Source organism: Photobacterium angustum (assembly GCF_003026365.1).
Taxonomy (GTDB): Bacteria; Pseudomonadota; Gammaproteobacteria; order Enterobacterales; family Vibrionaceae; genus Photobacterium; species Photobacterium angustum.
Genome location: NZ_PYOM01000001.1, coordinates 317,860 through 334,117, shown reverse-complemented (window position 1 = coordinate 334,117; position 16,258 = coordinate 317,860). Strand labels below are relative to the sequence as shown.

14 protein-coding genes are annotated in these 16,258 nt (G+C 41.0%); 5 read left to right on the top strand and 9 right to left on the bottom strand.

All coding sequences use genetic code 11. The annotated features are described in order from the left end of the window. Positions 1 to 269 precede the first annotated feature (269 nt). Positions 270 to 2,000, top strand: a complete 1,731-nt coding sequence (gene argS / locus CTN01_RS01685) for an arginine--tRNA ligase (protein ID WP_045183997.1) — start codon at positions 270 to 272, stop codon at positions 1,998 to 2,000. 136 nt (positions 2,001 to 2,136) lie between these two features. Here argS and CTN01_RS01680 read toward each other — a convergent pair whose 3' ends face one another. Next, on the bottom strand, positions 2,137 to 2,742 hold the full coding sequence (locus CTN01_RS01680) for a DUF924 family protein (RefSeq protein ID WP_045148145.1): 606 nt from the start codon (positions 2,740 to 2,742) through the stop codon (positions 2,137 to 2,139). A gap of 141 nt (positions 2,743 to 2,883) precedes the next feature. Between CTN01_RS01680 and CTN01_RS01675 the strand changes: the two genes are divergently transcribed. Then, entirely contained in the window at positions 2,884 to 3,318 is a 435-nt protein-coding gene (locus CTN01_RS01675; RefSeq protein WP_045148144.1) for an HIT domain-containing protein, read from the top strand. 48 nt (positions 3,319 to 3,366) lie between these two features. Here the strand turns inward: CTN01_RS01675 and CTN01_RS01670 are convergent, their stop codons facing one another. The 5 genes from CTN01_RS01670 to znuA all read right to left on the bottom strand — a co-directional run bounded on the left by CTN01_RS01670 (position 3,367) and on the right by znuA (position 8,874). Continuing rightward, complete coding sequence (locus CTN01_RS01670) at positions 3,367 to 3,609, bottom strand: FeoC-like transcriptional regulator (protein ID WP_005370560.1); 243 nt, start codon at positions 3,607 to 3,609, stop codon at positions 3,367 to 3,369. Then, entirely contained in the window at positions 3,606 to 5,897 is a 2,292-nt protein-coding gene (gene feoB / locus CTN01_RS01665) for a Fe(2+) transporter permease subunit FeoB (RefSeq protein WP_045127256.1), read from the bottom strand. The genes CTN01_RS01670 and feoB overlap by 4 nt, the downstream gene beginning before the upstream one ends. Then, positions 5,897 to 6,124, bottom strand: coding sequence for a FeoA family protein (locus CTN01_RS01660; protein ID WP_045082703.1), 228 nt, complete (start codon positions 6,122 to 6,124; stop codon positions 5,897 to 5,899). Before CTN01_RS01660 ends, feoB begins: the two co-directional genes overlap by 1 nt. A gap of 290 nt (positions 6,125 to 6,414) precedes the next feature. Then, positions 6,415 to 7,776, bottom strand: a complete 1,362-nt coding sequence (mepM, locus tag CTN01_RS01655) for a murein DD-endopeptidase MepM (RefSeq protein WP_045148143.1) — start codon at positions 7,774 to 7,776, stop codon at positions 6,415 to 6,417. A gap of 3 nt (positions 7,777 to 7,779) precedes the next feature. Next, the gene (znuA, locus tag CTN01_RS01650) at positions 7,780 to 8,874 is read right to left on the bottom strand and encodes a zinc ABC transporter substrate-binding protein ZnuA (RefSeq protein ID WP_107188415.1); all 1,095 of its coding nucleotides are present in this window, start codon (positions 8,872 to 8,874) and stop codon (positions 7,780 to 7,782) included. A 169-nt stretch (positions 8,875 to 9,043) separates the two neighbouring features. Here znuA and znuC point away from each other — a divergent pair, with 169 nt between their 5' ends. The 3 genes from znuC to CTN01_RS01635 all read left to right on the top strand — a co-directional run bounded on the left by znuC (position 9,044) and on the right by CTN01_RS01635 (position 12,789). Then, positions 9,044 to 9,808, top strand: coding sequence for a zinc ABC transporter ATP-binding protein ZnuC (znuC, locus tag CTN01_RS01645; RefSeq protein ID WP_045082705.1), 765 nt, complete (start codon positions 9,044 to 9,046; stop codon positions 9,806 to 9,808). Then, complete coding sequence (znuB, locus tag CTN01_RS01640) at positions 9,805 to 10,590, top strand: zinc ABC transporter permease subunit ZnuB (RefSeq protein ID WP_045148142.1); 786 nt, start codon at positions 9,805 to 9,807, stop codon at positions 10,588 to 10,590. The genes znuC and znuB overlap by 4 nt, the downstream gene beginning before the upstream one ends. 141 nt (positions 10,591 to 10,731) lie before the next feature. Further along, positions 10,732 to 12,789: a PhoX family protein gene (locus CTN01_RS01635; protein ID WP_045129484.1), complete on the top strand. Its 2,058-nt coding sequence runs from the start codon at positions 10,732 to 10,734 to the stop codon at positions 12,787 to 12,789. Positions 12,790 to 12,859: 70 nt separating this feature from the next. Here CTN01_RS01635 and sucD read toward each other — a convergent pair whose 3' ends face one another. The 3 genes from sucD to odhB form a co-directional block, all read right to left on the bottom strand. Then, the gene (gene sucD / locus CTN01_RS01630) at positions 12,860 to 13,732 is read right to left on the bottom strand and encodes a succinate--CoA ligase subunit alpha (protein ID WP_005370551.1); all 873 of its coding nucleotides are present in this window, start codon (positions 13,730 to 13,732) and stop codon (positions 12,860 to 12,862) included. Beyond that, positions 13,732 to 14,898: an ADP-forming succinate--CoA ligase subunit beta gene (gene sucC, locus CTN01_RS01625; RefSeq protein WP_005370549.1), complete on the bottom strand. Its 1,167-nt coding sequence runs from the start codon at positions 14,896 to 14,898 to the stop codon at positions 13,732 to 13,734. Before sucC ends, sucD begins: the two co-directional genes overlap by 1 nt. Before the next feature lie 147 nt (positions 14,899 to 15,045). After that, positions 15,046 to 16,251, bottom strand: coding sequence for a 2-oxoglutarate dehydrogenase complex dihydrolipoyllysine-residue succinyltransferase (gene odhB, locus CTN01_RS01620; RefSeq protein ID WP_045148141.1), 1,206 nt, complete (start codon positions 16,249 to 16,251; stop codon positions 15,046 to 15,048). Between the last annotated feature and the right edge of the window lie 7 nt (positions 16,252 to 16,258).

The window sequence follows — 16,258 nt, the reverse complement described above, 5'->3', positions numbered from 1 at the left end:
TAAAAAAAAACGTAAACAATGGGTTTTTCCAGTTGCCAAAGTACCTCCATCTGTGGGTATTATTAGGACAATACCTACTGCGTATTCAAGACTTCGGTGCATATTTAGATATTCGCGACCCCGTCAAAAATACTCACGTTAAACACTTGATTTACTTATGTTGTCAATTTGTTTTATTTCGTGATTATTTTTGACGGTGATCTTGTAATACGTAGACATTTTTGCCTCTTATTAATAATTGGCGTTACAAATGATTTAAGGATCAGCGTGTGAACATTCAAGCACTTATTAACGATAAAGTATCTCAGGCTTTAGAAGCCGCTGGCGCACCTGCAGGCAGCCCAGCCGCAGTTCGCCAATCAGCTAAAGCGCAGTTTGGTGATTACCAAGCGAACGGTGTTATGGGCGTAGCAAAGAAGCTAGGTACTAATCCACGCGAATTCGCACAAAAAGTTATCGACTGCCTAGAGCTAGATGGTATTGCTGAGAAAGTTGAAATTGCAGGCCCAGGCTTTATCAACATTTTCTTAAACAAAGCATGGTTAGCTGAGCGTGGCGAAGAAGCACTAAAAGATGAGCGTCTAGCCGTTAATACTGAAACAGCACAAAACATTGTTGTTGACTACTCTGCACCAAACGTTGCAAAAGAAATGCACGTAGGCCACTTACGTTCAACTATCATCGGTGATGCAGTTGTACGTACTCTTGAATTTTTAGGCCACAATGTTATCCGAGCTAACCACCTTGGTGACTGGGGTACACAATTCGGTATGCTTATCGCTAACATGCAGCGTAAAGAGCAAGAAGGTACTGATGTTTCTATGGACATCAGCGATCTTGAAGGTTTCTACCGTGAATCTAAAGTACTTTATGATGAAGACGAAGAATTCGGTAAAACAGCACGTAACTTTGTTGTTCGTCTACAAAGCGGTGATGAGTACTGCCTTGAGAAATGGAAGCAACTTGTTGCTATTACACTTAAGCAAAACCAACGCAACTACGATCGTCTAAGCGTGTCACTGACTGATGACAACGTAATGGGCGAATCTATGTACAACGACATGCTACCTGGCGTTGTTGCAGATCTTAAAGAAAAAGGTCTAGCTGTAGAAAGTGATGGCGCAATTGTTGTTTACCTAGACGAATACAAAAACAAAGACGGCGAGCCTATGGGTGTGATCATCCAGAAGCGTGATGGCGGTTACCTATACACAACCACTGATATCGCTTGTGCTAAATACCGTTACGAGCAACTTCATGCTGATCGCGTACTTTACTTCATCGATTCACGTCAGCACCAACACCTAATGATGGCTTGGGAAATCGTACGTAAAGCGGGTTATGTACCAGAAAGTGTATCTCTTGAGCACCACGCATTTGGTATGATGTTAGGTAAAGATGGTCGTCCATTTAAGACGCGTGCTGGCGGTACTGTTCGTCTTGCTGATCTTCTGGATGAAGCTGTTGAGCGTGCTAACAAGCTAATTGAAGAAAAGAACCCAGAACTAAGTGCAGAAGAAAAAGCAAACATTGCACAAACTGTTGCAATGGCTGCGGTTAAATACTCTGATCTTTCTAAGCACCGTACGACAGATTACATCTTCGACTGGGACAACATGTTGGCATTTGAAGGTAACACTGCACCGTACATGCAATACGCATACACACGTGTAGCATCTATCTTCAAGCGCGCGAATGTTGAGCTTGCAGATCTTACTCACCCAATCGTTATCACTGACGAAAAAGAGCAAGCATTGCTATCTAAACTTCTTCAATTTGAAGAAGCGGTACAATCTGTAGCACGTGAAGGCCAACCACACTTAATGTGTACTTACCTATTCGAACTTGCAGGTATGTTCTCTAGCTTCTATGAAGCATGTCCAATTCTTAATGCTGAAGAAGCTGTTAAGCAAAGCCGCTTGAAGCTTGCATTGCTAACATCAAAAACTATCAAGCAAGGTCTAGACCTACTTGGTATCGAAACACTAGAGCGTATGTAATCAACATCCCTCTTAGTATTAAAAAAGCCTTCCAAATGGAAGGCTTTTTATTTTCTGTCTATCGCACCCTGAAATGTGTTTATAAATCTAGCACTGTAAATAAAAACATTATAAAAGATTCAACCGTCAGGTATCTTTATTGACCAAACCGCTGACCGCCTTGGTTCAACCACATCAATTCACCTTGCGTTGAAAGCCGCCCCAGCACAGCATTGCGATATGGAAAGCGTCCAAATTGCTTAATCACGTCAAAATGGCTTCTCGCATAATTATAAAAGCCATCAAATAGTTCACGATTATTCAAAGAAGTAGATTCTCGTAAGTGTTGAAAGCGAAACACACTCTCTTCTTGATCTTCCAGATCTTCTGCGTGTTCTAACGGTAAATAGAAAAATACACGTTCAATTGGCGATAAATCTACATCTTGATTCAATGCTAAACCACGTTTACACAATGCTAAGGCTAATGAGTCATATCGAAATGCCGCACTTAAGCCACGGTAGATATTGCGGCTAAATTGATCCAGTAAAATAATCAGAGCCAAGCGACCTTGGGCCGTTTCACACCAATGATTTAACTCCCCTTTGCCAGCTTTACTCACCCAAGATTGAAAGTGAGTTTTAATGTAAGCATCAATCTCTTCACCACCTAGAAACCAAAGCGCATGTTTATTTTCTTTGGTTACTTCACCCTCTAACTCGCCAAACCAATAATCGAGTATAAACTGATATTCGCTTGTCATAAGTTGCCTCACAATAATTAGAACTCTTAACCAAATGTTAGAGAATACATTAAGGATAATACCAATCGTTTTAAATTAGGCATACTATGATAAATAATGCTCTGGCTTGTGAGCCATAATGTACTGTGAAGGAATAATTACATGCGTTTCACTCTTCATCCTCGCCTACAATCTGATACTACTGTATTAGGTGATTTTCCGCTTTCTCGTGTTTTATTATCTAAAGAAGCGCTAGGGCCATGGATTATCTTAGTCCCTCGTGTTGACGAGTTACGTGAAATCCACCACCTACCTGAACAAGACCAGTGCCAACTAATACGTGAATCAAGTGCTGTAGCCACATTATTAGAAAACGACTATCAAGCAGAAAAGATTAACGTTGGTGCATTAGGTAACCTTGTACCACAACTTCATTTACACCACATTGCACGCTTTAGTCATGATATAGCATGGCCAGGGCCAATTTGGGGGAATACTAATGGAACTCAACGCAGTGAAGCGCTACAAGCAGCACTGGCTGATGAACTTCGCGAAGAGTTAAATCAAATTGAAGGCTTTACAGCTATCTCTAGTTAGCATTAAAAAAGGCAGCTTAATTAAGCTGCCTTTTGACTTTACTGCCTTCTATCGCATTACCGTTATTGATAATTCGTTAGCAGATAAACAACGATACCAAATCTCTTTCGCAGGTTGACAACAGTCTGAACTTTCACAGCCAACCAATTCTTTTCCAACTGAACCTTTACGAATCCATACATCAAGCATTGCTTCTACACCATCTTCAGACATACCAAAGTGATCAGAAAGTTGCTTACGACTCACACGTCCATATTGTTCAATATATTGTTTTAGCTGTTGTAAGATCATTCGACTAATAACCCTTCAATTTCAATGTTTTTCTGCTTTTTACCTTCTCGTTTCAATAACAAGAAGAGACCAACATTAATCAAGATAAAGAATGCTATCCAGAATGCACTCGCTGCAGGGTGATCAACAAAGTGAGCAATTTGATAGAACCAAGTAGCAAACGAGTAAGCCATTAACATAGTCCACCCAGCAATAAACCACGCAAACTTCTGACCAAACTCACGAACGTATGCTCCCATTGCAGCAGCACATGGCGTGTATAGCAAGATGAAAATCAAGTAAGACATTGCTGCAGCACCACTCACAAAGTTCGCCTGAATGTTACCAAATACAGACTCATCTACACCCTGCTCTTCTGCTGCTGCTTGTTTATCACCTAAATCACCAACTTCAATACCTAACGGGTCACTAAAGCTTAAATCTGCCAAGTTATCGCCAATTGATTGAACCGCTTCTTGTAAACTTGCAACCAAATTGTACTCTTCACCGCTATCATCTGTCGCTGGTGCATATAAGCTATTTAGTGTTCCAACAACAGCTTCTTTAGCAAAGATACCAGTAATGATACCAACTGTTGCCGGCCAATTATCAGCTTTCACACCAATAGGCTCTAATACTGGTGTTACAACTTGCGCAGCTTTTGAAAGTACAGATTTAGACGTATCTTCGTTACCAAATGAGCCATCAGTACCTAATGAATTAAAGAAGCTCAAAATAGCAACAACAACAACGATTGTTTTACCCGCACCAAATACAAAGCGCTTAAGTTTTTGCCAAGTCTTTATTACAACATTACGAATCGTTGGAAATTCGTAATTAGGCATTTCCATAATAAAGCTATCACTTGAACCAGGATACACTGTTGCACGCAAGATGATTCCAGTAAGAACAGCGGCTGCAATACCTAATAAATACAATGCGAATACAACATTTTGACCATTTTCTGGGAAGAATGCCGCCGCAAATAATGCATATACCGGTAGGCGTGCACCACATGACATAAACGGTGCCATTGCTGCAGCTAACTTACGCTCACGTTCTTGTTCAAGAGTACGTGTTGCCATAATAGCAGGCACATTACAACCAAAGCCAAGTACAAGAGGAACGAACGCTTTACCCGGTAGACCTACCTTTTGCATAACTTTATCTAGTACGAAAGCAGCACGCGCCATATAGCCAGAGCTTTCTAGCATAGCAAGGAATAGGTACAAACAAGCAATAACAGGAATGAAAGTCGCCACGGTTTGAATACCGCCACCTATACCGTCAGCAATCACCGTTACTAACCAAACAGGTAAATGGTCATCTAATAAATAATGACCACCATCAACAAGTAGCGCACCGAAACTAATATCAAAGAAATCAATGAATGCACTACCAATGTTAATAGCAAACATAAACATCGTGTACATTACTAAGAAAAAGAATGGGATACCAACAAAGCGGTTTAGTAATATGCTATCAATTTTGTTGCTAAAGCTATTGCTTAAACGTCCTTCTTGACGACGAACCTTTTGGCATAACTGATGTAAGAAAGTATAACGGACATCCGCAACTTGAATATCAGGATCAACTGTATTAATTAGGTTTGCACGTAAACCACACGCTTTAATTTTATCTTCATCAGACATCGTATTTATGACAAGGGTATCATTTTCTAAGACACGAATACCCTGTGCGCGAGGTTCTAACTTGTCATTACTTTGAAATAAAGACTCTAATTGGCTTACTGCCTGCTCAAAATCTTGACCGTAGTCGAGTTTAAAGTCTTTAACTACAACACCTTGCGTGAGCATCTTGTGTAGCTTAGATTTAAACTCAGCAATACGCTCCATATTGTTAGCAGATAACGCTAATACAGGACAACCCAGTGCTTTTTCTAGTGCTTTAATATCCAATACCTGACGTTGTCGCTTAAGTACATCCATCTTATTAAGCACAACAACCATAGGTCGACCTAACTCACGAAGTTGAAGCGTCATGTACAAACTACGTTCTAAGCTAGAAGCATCAACTACGTTAATAATAACGTCAGCAGGCGTTGTTAAAATAGCCCGAGAAGCAATTGCCTCATCAAGGCTATTTGCATCGTTCGCACTATCAAGATTATAGATACCAGGAAGATCAGTCAGAGCGAAGTCATCACCGTTATGTTGGTAGCGACCGGTTTTTTTCTCAACCGTCACACCGGCCCAGTTACCAACTTGTTGTTTAGCGCCAGTTAAGCCATTAAACAACGTTGTTTTACCACTATTCGGATTACCAACAGTAAGAATATTATATTGCATTACAGTGCCTCAACCTCGATATTTTCAGCAATTTGCTTGCGTAAAGCGATATCAACACCACGTACACGCACTTGAAGCGGATCACCCAACGGTGCTAGGCGAACAACGGTAATTTCAGTACGAGGTAGTAACCCCATAACCATTAACTTTTTTCTTGTCGCTGAGGGTAATGCAGACATATTAATGACGGTCCCACGGTTTCCGCACGACATCTCTGACAGCTTCATAGTAAATCGTTACCTTAATAAGAATTATTAGCATTTCTAATTTGAATTTTACATATTGATACATTTCATGTCTTGTCATAAATCAAAAAAACATTTGTTTTTTGCCATTACATCGCTAAAAACCGACATGGAATTGTCAAAAAGGAACGTAAATACAGCCACTTAATTCTTTAAAGGGATAAGTTGTCATTTTTTGGTTAATTTAAAAAAAGTTTTTGATTAGTTAAATTCAGTGAGAAAAACCATAAAAAAAGCGCACGATATGTGCGCTTTTTTTACGATTAAACAACTTAGCTCGATATTACATCGTTAAATTTATTCTTATAAAAGCTAACTTGTTTCATGAAATTTTTACGTTCTTTACCATAGAGTGGATCGGCTTGTGGCAAGGATACTTTCATTGCGTTAACAGGACGACCATTTTTTATCAATTCAAAATGTAAGTGTGGGCCAGTTGAACGCCCGGTATTACCACTTTTAGCAATGCGTTGACCCATTTTCACTTTATCACCCACCTTCACTTCACGTTTACTTAGGTGTAAATAACGTGTCATATATTCTCGACCATGCTTAACGACAATATAATTACCTGCTAATGGGTGGTAACGTGATTTTACAACGACACCATCACCTGCAGCCAAAACAGATGTGCCAATCGGAACCGCAAAATCGGTACCATTATGTGGCGAACGACGCCCAGTAACTGGGTGCAAACGGTTAGGGTTAAAAGGAGAGCTAATACGGTAACGTTTCGCAGTTGGAATACGTCTAAATGCTCGGTTTAAACTGTGTCCACTACTGTCATAGAACTGATCATCATCACCTCTAACAATAAAGGTTGAATTTTTACCATTCGCTGATTTGTAGTAAAAAGCATTTACATCACCTTTACCTACCGCCTTGCCATCAATAAATTCTCGATCAATACCTACAGCAAAACGATCCCCTTTACGTGCTTCACGTCCAAGGTTAAATTTCCACTGTAAGGCTTTAACTAATGTTTGGATCTGAGTCGGTGTTAGGCCAGCGGCTCGAGCTGAATTATAAAAACTACCATTTACACGACCGATAAGAGTAACGGGTTTCATTTCACCTTTTTGAACTATCTCTTTATAGGTATAACCTTTTTTCGATAGTGTAAAAGCATCCGTTATTTTTTTACTGCGGATAATTTTAAGTTCTGTTAATTTTCCATCATCATTGACTTCCCACTCAAGTGTTTGTCCAACGCGCAAATTCTGTACCGACTTATTTGCATCAATTAAGCGGTACATATCTGAAATAGGCAAACCATACTGTGAAAAGATAATCCCTAACGTTTCACCCGATGCCACTCGATGTTTATGCTCAACTTCAACTTTTGCATCATCAAGTTGTTGCTCTATTTCATCTTTTGGCGCTTGGAATTCAGGATCATTTTGATCAAGAGACACACCTAAGGGCTCACTATCTTGTTCAGATAATAAATCTAGTTTAGATGGCAATGTGACATCAACACGCTTATTGACGCTTGCTGATGGGAAAGTTACTTGTGATTTTGATGGCTGCCACATTATGGCAGCCATCATAAGCACAGAGGTGGAAACTAACGCAATTTTGTGCTGACGCGGCAGCTCTTTAATAGAAGTTGCTACCGCTTGATATAATTTCATTTTCTATTTTAAACACTTGGTAAAGCTCTGTCCGAGTTCCTTAATAAAACGGACGTATCCTCCCTTACCCACTTGGACATTGGTCGCCATTGGATCAAGGGTTCCTATGTTTACCTCTGTGCCTTTAGTTACGCTATCAACAACTGCTGGAGAAAACTGCGGCTCACTGAATACACAATAAGCTTGCTTATCTTTTAATGATTCACGAATAGCTATCAGAGTTTTAGCACCAGGCTTACGGTCAGGTTCAACAGTAAAGTGCCCTAAGTTATTCAGACCAAATTGGTGTTCGAAATAACCATAACCGTCATGAAAAACAAAGTAGCCTTTATTTGAAAGAGGCTTTATTTCCGCATTAAGCTCACTGACTGCTTGGTTAACTTCAGAGGTAAACGTTGAAAGATTAGCGAGATAAACAGTTTTATGCAATGGGTCATGTTTAATCAGTGCTTCCGTGATCACATTTGCAGCTTCAATTGTCTGTTTTGGCCCCATCCAGAAATGCGGATCGAGTCCAGAATGGTGATGATGATGGTGTCCTGCATGTTCATCGTGACCATCATGGTCTGCATGATCGCCATGGTCATCGTGACCCTCGTGGCCTGCATGATGACCGTCGTGGTCAGCATGATCGCCATGGTCATCATGACCGTCGTGGCTAGCATGATCGCCATGGTCATCATGACCGTCGTGGCTAGCATGATCGCCATGGTCAGCATGACCGTGGCCAGCATGATCACTATGGTCATCACTGCCTTTCTCGCCATAATTTAGAAAATGAATACCAGCTTGTTTTGTCAAAGCGAAACTATTTGGGTTTGTAGCCATAAGTTTTGTTAAAAATGTTTCTAATTGAGGCCCTACCCAAATAACAAGATCAGCATCATTCAATTTTTTTACATCTGATGGACGTAATGCATAATCGTGTGGAGAAGCTCCTGGCGGTAAGATTGCATCTGACTTTGCTGCACCTTGAACTAACTCACTAACAATAAGGTTTAATGGTTTAATGGTTGTAACAACTTTAAAGTCGTCTGCCATTGCAGAACCTGATAAAGCCAGAGCTGCTGCACAAAACAATGATGATATACGCTGCATTATTTTATTATCCTAAAAAATAAGTATTGCATTTTTATACTGCTAATTATTTATATGATATAACAGTATATTCCCTAACGAATATGATAATGTTATAATATAACACATCAGTAATGTTATATTATAACATTACCTTTTATTTCTAAAGCCTATTAAGACAACTTCCTTTATGTCAACCCTAATCGAACTACAATCAGTCACTGTCTCATTTGGTGAACGTGATGTTTTGGATAATATTACGCTCAAGCTTGAACGCGGTGAAATTACCACCTTAATTGGTCCTAATGGTGCAGGTAAATCAACCTTAGTAAAAGTCATAACAGGATTGAGTAAAGCCACAAAAGGAAAAGTGGTTCGTAAAAAAGGAATTCGTATTGGTTATGTACCTCAAAAGCTACGCCTGAATAACACTCTACCTCTTTCTGTCGATCGTTTTATGCGTCTTGCTGGGCGTTATAATCAAGAACAACGTATCGAAGCATTAAACATGGTTAATGGTCGTCATTTACTTAATAGCGATATGCATGGCCTATCTGGCGGTGAGATGCAACGTGTCTTACTTGCGCGCGCCTTATTGCAAAAACCGGATTTACTGGTACTTGATGAGCCAGTACAGGGGGTTGATGTAAATGGTCAATTAGAGCTATATCGCCTGATCCAACAGTTACGTGATTTACTTAACTGTGCCATCTTGATGGTTTCTCACGACTTACACCTTGTCATGGCAAAAACGGATAATGTGATTTGTTTGCAACATCACATCTGCTGCTCTGGTAGCCCACTGACTGTGACGAGCCACCCTAAATATATTGCATTATTCGGTCAAACATCGACAGAACAGCTTGCTGTCTATGAACATAAGCATAACCACCAGCATGACGATTCAAATAAAACTCATAAATGCTGTAATAACCATAAGGAATCAAGAGCATGATTGAGTTTCTTCTACCTGCACTGATCGCTGGTATTGGTATTGCAATTCTCGCCGGTCCATTGGGCTCATTTGTTGTTTGGCGAAAAATGGCCTATTTTGGCGATACATTATCTCATGCCTCTCTACTTGGTATTGCGCTAGGTTTTCTCTTTAATATCAACTTAAACCTAGCATTGGTTATCTGTTGTTTAGTTCTTGCCGTTGTACTTGTTACGCTACAAAAACAACGTTATGTGGCCACAGATACTTTACTGGGTATCTTAGCCCATAGCGCTTTATCGCTAGGTTTAGTTGCTGTGAGCTTCCTCGACAATGTTCGTATCGACTTAATGTCTTACTTATTTGGTGATTTACTGGCTGTGACCACTAATGATCTATTATGGATATATTGTGGTGGTGCTGTCGTTTTAGCTTTATTAATTTATCTATGGCGACCATTACTTTCGATGACTATTAGTGAAGAAATGGCTCAAGTAGAAGGTGTAAATGTCGATTTAATGCGCCTGTTACTGATGTTAATGGTAGGTATGGTAATCGCTGTTGCGATGAAATTTGTTGGCGCATTGATCATTACATCATTACTTATCATTCCTGCTGCGACCTCACGACGTTTTTCACACAGTCCAGAATCAATGGCCGTATTGGCGTCAATTATTGGCGCAATAGCAGTGGTTCTTGGTCTTGCAATGTCATGGCATTACGACACACCGGCAGGCCCTTCTGTTGTTGTATCAGCTGCTGCGATGTTTATGCTTAGCCAGCTAAAACGAACAGCGCGTTAACCTTATCTTCATTAATTGGGTAGCTGACAATATTATTTAAATATAAATGTCACAATAATAGACAAATTCTGTCACTACCCATTCTTAATATCTTCCCTGTTCAACTTATTAAATAATTAATAAACACAGGAAAGCAAAGCAATGAGTAAGGAAACGTTCGATCCTACCCGCTATAACACCAGTAATAACAAAGCATTTGAAGATGTCCTTCAAGCTAACTTGCAACGCCGAAGCATCCTAAAGGGTGGCTTAGGTATGGGTGCAATGTCAGCTCTTGGTGCATTAGGTCTTGCTGGTTGTAACTCTTCAAGTTCAACTGAAGCAACGGCAAAGGTAGCAGATCGTTCTCAAGCTGTTTTAAATTTCGATTCTATCCCTGGTTCGTTAACTGATGCCGTATCAATTCCTTCAGGCTACACCGCACAAGTATTAGTCCCTTGGGGTACACCATTAAATGCGGCTGCAAATGCATGGAAAAATGATGGTACAAATAACAGTACTGATCAATTAAATGCATTAGGTATGCACCATGACGGCATGCACTTTTTTCCATTAAACGAACAATCTACTGATGGATTACTTTGTATTAACCACGAGTACATTGATCAGCAAGCACTGCACTCAAACTGGGACAACGATGCCGAAAGAGCCAAAGCAGTACGTACTGATATAGATGAAATCCGTAAAGAGATCAACGCTCATGGTATTTCTGTTGTTCGTATCCAACTTGAAAATAACCAATGGAAGTTAATCGACAACGATCCACTTAATCGTCGTTACACTGGTGCGACTGTAATGGATTTATCAGGCCCTCTCGCACATTCAGAGTTAACCGTCACTCGCTTCTCACCTGACGGTAGTCAAGCACGTGGAACACTTAACAACTGTGGTAACGGTTATACACCGTGGGGAACTTACCTCACCTGTGAAGAAAACTGGCCGGGCTATTTTACTAACACTGGCACACGTACCAAAGAGCAAGATCGTATTGGTATTTCGGGTACAGGTAAGTATTTACAAGGTCGCTATAAGTGGGAAACGTTAGCAGGCCACAATGAAGAACGTCTTGATGAATTTGCTCGTTTTAATTTAGCACCGACAGGAACTTCATCACTTGACGATTATCGAAATGAAGCCAATGGTCATGGCTACATTGTTGAAATTGATCCATATACAAAAAACTCTCGAGCTAAAAAACGTACCGCGTTAGGGCGTTTCCGCCACGAAGGCTGTACCTTTGGCAAGCTAGAAGAAGGCAAGCCTGTGGTCTTTTATTCAGGTCATGATTCACGCTTTGAATACCTGTACAAATTTGAGTCAGCAGCACTATGGGATCCCGCTGATGCATCACCTTCAAACCGCTTATTAACCGGTGATAAGTATATGGATGAAGGCACACTATATGTTGCTCGATTTAATGAAGACAGTACTGGAACGTGGTTACCATTAACCCTTGATAGCATCACAACTTCAGGTGACACACTGGCTTCACACTTTAATTCTTTGGCTGAAATTATCATTAATACTGCAGGTGCAGCTGATTTGGTTGGAGCAACGCCGATGGATCGTCCTGAGTGGGCAGCGGTTGATCCATTTACCGGCTCTGTCTACCTCACTCTAACTAATAACACTAAACGCAAAGACACCACTAACCCTGCAAACCCTCGCTTAAATAATAAATTTGGTCATATCATTCGCTGGGATGAAGGTGAAAATCCAACAGAGTTTAACTGGGATATTTTCGTTTTCGGCTCACCAAGTAATGGTGATGAAGAGACAAACCGCTCAGGTTTAACAGATCTAAATCAGTTTGCTAGTCCTGATGGTTTAGCATTCGATCAGCGTGGTATTATGTGGATCCAAACTGATAATGGTGCTGATGAAGTTGAAGAGTACACCAATGATCAGATGCTTGCAGTAGTGCCATCTCAACTACTAGATAGCGATGATAACCAAACTGTCGTTTCTAGTTCGAATCAAGCAGACCTAAAGCGTTTCTTTGTTGGTCCAAATGGTTGTGAGGTCACAGGTTTTACCATTAGCCCTGACTACAAATCTCTATTTGTTAATATTCAACATCCGGGCAATTGGCCATACAGTGATAATGCCGCCGAAGCAGCACCTAGCGGTACAGAAGTTCGACCGCGTTCATCAACGGTAGTTATTCGCCGTGAAGATGGTGGTGAGATTGGTGTTTAACGCTCTGCAATACTAATAAATAAAAAGCCCTGCAAATGCAGGGCTTTCATTTTCAATCGGTAGGTGGAGATTACCAGTTAGTTACTTCACGTAACGCTTTACCGATATCTGCTAAACTTTTTACTGTCTTAACGCCAGCTTCTTCAAGTGCAGCAAATTTATCTTCAGCCGTACCTTTACCGCCAGAGATAATAGCACCTGCGTGACCCATACGCTTACCAGGAGGTGCTGTAACACCCGCAATGTAAGAAACAACAGGTTTTGTCACGTTCTCTTTGATGTAAGCTGCCGCTTCTTCTTCAGCAGTACCACCGATTTCACCAATCATTACAATCGCTTCTGTCGCTGGATCTTTTTCAAACATCTCAAGGATATCAATGAAATTTGAACCTGGGATTGGATCACCACCGATACCTACACATGTCGATTGACCAAAGCCTTCATCTGTTGTTTGCTTAACCGCTTCGTAAGTCAATGTACCTGAGCGCGATACGATACCTACTTTACCTGCCTTATGGATATGACCTGGCATGATACCAATCTTACACTCATCTGGTGTAATAACACCCGGACAGTTAGGACCAATCATACGAACACCAGCTTCATCAAGGCGAACTTTAACATCTAGCATATCCAATGTTGGAATGCCTTCTGTAATCGTTACGATAAGCTCGATACCAGCATCAATTGCTTCTAAGATTGCATCTTTACAAAACGGTGCGGGTACATAGATAACTGTCGCTGTTGCACCAGTCACTTCAACCGCTTCACGTACCGTATTAAATACAGGTAGACCTAGGTGTGTTGTTCCGCCTTTACCAGGAGAAACACCACCAACCATTTGTGTTCCGTATTCAATCGCTTGCTCTGAGTGGAATGTACCTTGTCCGCCAGTAAAGCCCTGACAAATTACTTTGGTATCTTTATTAATTAAAACTGACATTATTTACCCTCCGCTGCAGCAACAACTTTTTCCGCCGCTTCTGTTAACGAAGTCGCAGCAATAATATTAAGACCACTATCTGCAAGTTTCGCCGCACCTACTTCTGCGTTGTTACCTTCAAGGCGAACAACAACTGGTACTTTAACGCCAACTTCTGCAATAGCGCCGATGATGCCATCAGCAATCAAATCACAACGTACAATACCACCGAAAATATTAACCAATACGGCTTTTACGTTGCTATCAGAAAGGATAATTTTAAATGCTTCAGTAACACGCTCTTTCGTTGCACCGCCACCTACATCAAGGAAGTTAGCCGGCTGTCCACCATGCAGGTTAACGATATCCATCGTACCCATTGCAAGGCCAGCACCATTAACCATACAGCCAATATTTCCGTCTAGTGCAACGTAATTTAATTCCCACTGAGCAGCATGCGCTTCACGCTCATCTTCTTGCGATGGATCATGCATTTCACGTAGTTTAGGCTGGCGGTACATTGCGTTAGAATCGATATTAATCTTACCGTCTAGACACAATAAGTTATTATCGCCAGTGATAACAAGTGGGTTAATTTCAAGCAGTGCAAGATCATATTCAGCGAACATATTTGCTAAGCCCATAAAGATCTTAGTAAATTGTTTAATCTGATCGCCTTTAAGACCTAGTTTGAATGCAAGCTCACGTCCTTGATATGGCTGAGGCCCAACCAATGGATCAATCGCTGCTTTATGAATAAGTTCAGGTGTCTCTTCTGCTACTTTTTCAATTTCCACACCACCTTCAGTTGATGCCATGAAAACGATACGGCGAGAGCCACGATCAACAACTGCACCTAAGTACAACTCATTGGCAATATTAGATGCTTCTTCAACTAATATTTTTGTTACTGGCTGACCATTAGCATCTGTTTGGTAAGTTACTAGGTTTTTACCTAGCCAGTTTTGAGCAAACTGTTTAATACCATCTTTGGTTTCATGTAATTCCACACCGCCCGCTTTACCGCGACCACCAGCGTGAACCTGACATTTAACTACCCACTTACTACCACCAATTTTACCTGCCGCTTCAGCCGCCTGTTGTGGCGTATCGCAAGCGTAACCTTCTGGTACTGGTAAACCATATTCAGCGAATAGCTGTTTTGCCTGATATTCGTGCAAATTCATGATGTTCTATCCGTTTTCTTATCCCTTTGGGACTTGTTATATCCATACGAGGTACTCTTGGGGACCTCTTCGTGATTATATTTGGCAATTTGACTAAATGTCAGTAACAGACTGAATAATGAGCATTTATCCAGCCTGTTTACCAAATTATACGTCTAGTAGTAGACGTGTTGGATCTTCAAGTAACTCTTTGATCGTTACTAAGTAACCCACTGATTCACGACCATCAACTAAACGGTGATCGTAAGATAACGCAAGGTACATCATAGGCAAGATTTCAACTTGTCCATTCACCGCCATTGGGCGATCTTGGATTTTATGCATACCTAAAATCGCAGCTTGTGGTGGATTAATGATCGGCGTCGACATTAATGAACCAAACACACCGCCATTCGTGATGGTAAAGTTACCACCCGTTAAATCTTCAACGGTTAACTTGCCATCACGACCTTTAATTGCAAGTTCACGAATACCCTTCTCAATTTCAGCAAGGCTTAGCTTATCGCAATCACGTAGAACAGGTGTTACCAGACCACGAGGTGTTGATACTGCAATGCTTACATCAAAGAAGTTGTGGTAAACAATATCGTCACCATCAATAGATGCATTTACTTCTGGGTAACGCTTTAGTGCTTCAACCACAGCTTTTACGTAGAAAGACATAAAGCCAAGGCGAATACCATGACGCTCTTCGAAGATATCTTTGTATTGCTTTCGAAGATCCATGATTGGTTTCATGTTCACTTCGTTAAACGTTGTTAACATCGCCGTACTATTTTTAGCTTCAAGTAGGCGCTCAGCTACACGTTTACGTAAACGTGTCATAGGCACACGTTTTTCGCTGCGGTGAGCTAATGGCGCATCGACAACAGGTGCTTTCGACACAGCTGGTGCTGATTGAGTCTTTAAGTATGCTTCTACATCTTCACGAGTAATGCGACCACCAACACCAGAGCCTTTAACTGCACCAGCATCAATACCATGCTCACTTAACAAACGACGAACTGCTGGGCTTAATGCTTCACTTGTTTCTTCTGTTAAAGAAGCGGTGTTACGCTTATTCGGTGACGCTTCAGCTTCTGTTGGTACATCTTTTGTTGGTTCACCAGCAACTGCGCCAACTTTGATTTTACCAATCAACTGTTTAGTAAGAACAGTCGTACCTTCATCTTCGAAAATAGCTTCTAATACGCCATCTTCAGGAGCTGGAACTTCAAGTACTACTTTATCTGTTTCAATATCAACCAGTACCTCATCACGAGATACGGCATCGCCAGGTTGTTTGTGCCAAGTGGCAACGGTTGCGTCAGCCACAGATTCCGGGAGGTCGGGAACCAGAATTTCGATTGTCATATCGGTT

What these genes read in the sequence shown, in the direction of transcription:
- znuC (WP_045082705.1), top strand. Translation starts at nt 9,044, where the DNA reads ATGTCAACCCTAATCGAACTACAATCAGTCACTGTCTCATTTGGTGAA.
- sucC (WP_005370549.1), bottom strand. Translation starts at nt 14,898, where the DNA reads ATGAATTTGCACGAATATCAGGCAAAACAGCTATTCGCTGAATATGGT.
- CTN01_RS01680 (WP_045148145.1), bottom strand. Translation starts at nt 2,742, where the DNA reads ATGACAAGCGAATATCAGTTTATACTCGATTATTGGTTTGGCGAGTTA.
- CTN01_RS01635 (WP_045129484.1), top strand. Translation starts at nt 10,732, where the DNA reads ATGAGTAAGGAAACGTTCGATCCTACCCGCTATAACACCAGTAATAAC.
- mepM (WP_045148143.1), bottom strand. Translation starts at nt 7,776, where the DNA reads ATGAAATTATATCAAGCGGTAGCAACTTCTATTAAAGAGCTGCCGCGT.
- CTN01_RS01670 (WP_005370560.1), bottom strand. Translation starts at nt 3,609, where the DNA reads ATGATCTTACAACAGCTAAAACAATATATTGAACAATATGGACGTGTG.
- CTN01_RS01675 (WP_045148144.1), top strand. Translation starts at nt 2,884, where the DNA reads ATGCGTTTCACTCTTCATCCTCGCCTACAATCTGATACTACTGTATTA.
- CTN01_RS01660 (WP_045082703.1), bottom strand. Translation starts at nt 6,124, where the DNA reads ATGAAGCTGTCAGAGATGTCGTGCGGAAACCGTGGGACCGTCATTAAT.
- znuB (WP_045148142.1), top strand. Translation starts at nt 9,805, where the DNA reads ATGATTGAGTTTCTTCTACCTGCACTGATCGCTGGTATTGGTATTGCA.
- feoB (WP_045127256.1), bottom strand. Translation starts at nt 5,897, where the DNA reads ATGCAATATAATATTCTTACTGTTGGTAATCCGAATAGTGGTAAAACA.
- sucD (WP_005370551.1), bottom strand. Translation starts at nt 13,732, where the DNA reads ATGTCAGTTTTAATTAATAAAGATACCAAAGTAATTTGTCAGGGCTTT.
- odhB (WP_045148141.1), bottom strand. Translation starts at nt 16,251, where the DNA reads ATGACAATCGAAATTCTGGTTCCCGACCTCCCGGAATCTGTGGCTGAC.
- znuA (WP_107188415.1), bottom strand. Translation starts at nt 8,874, where the DNA reads ATGCAGCGTATATCATCATTGTTTTGTGCAGCAGCTCTGGCTTTATCA.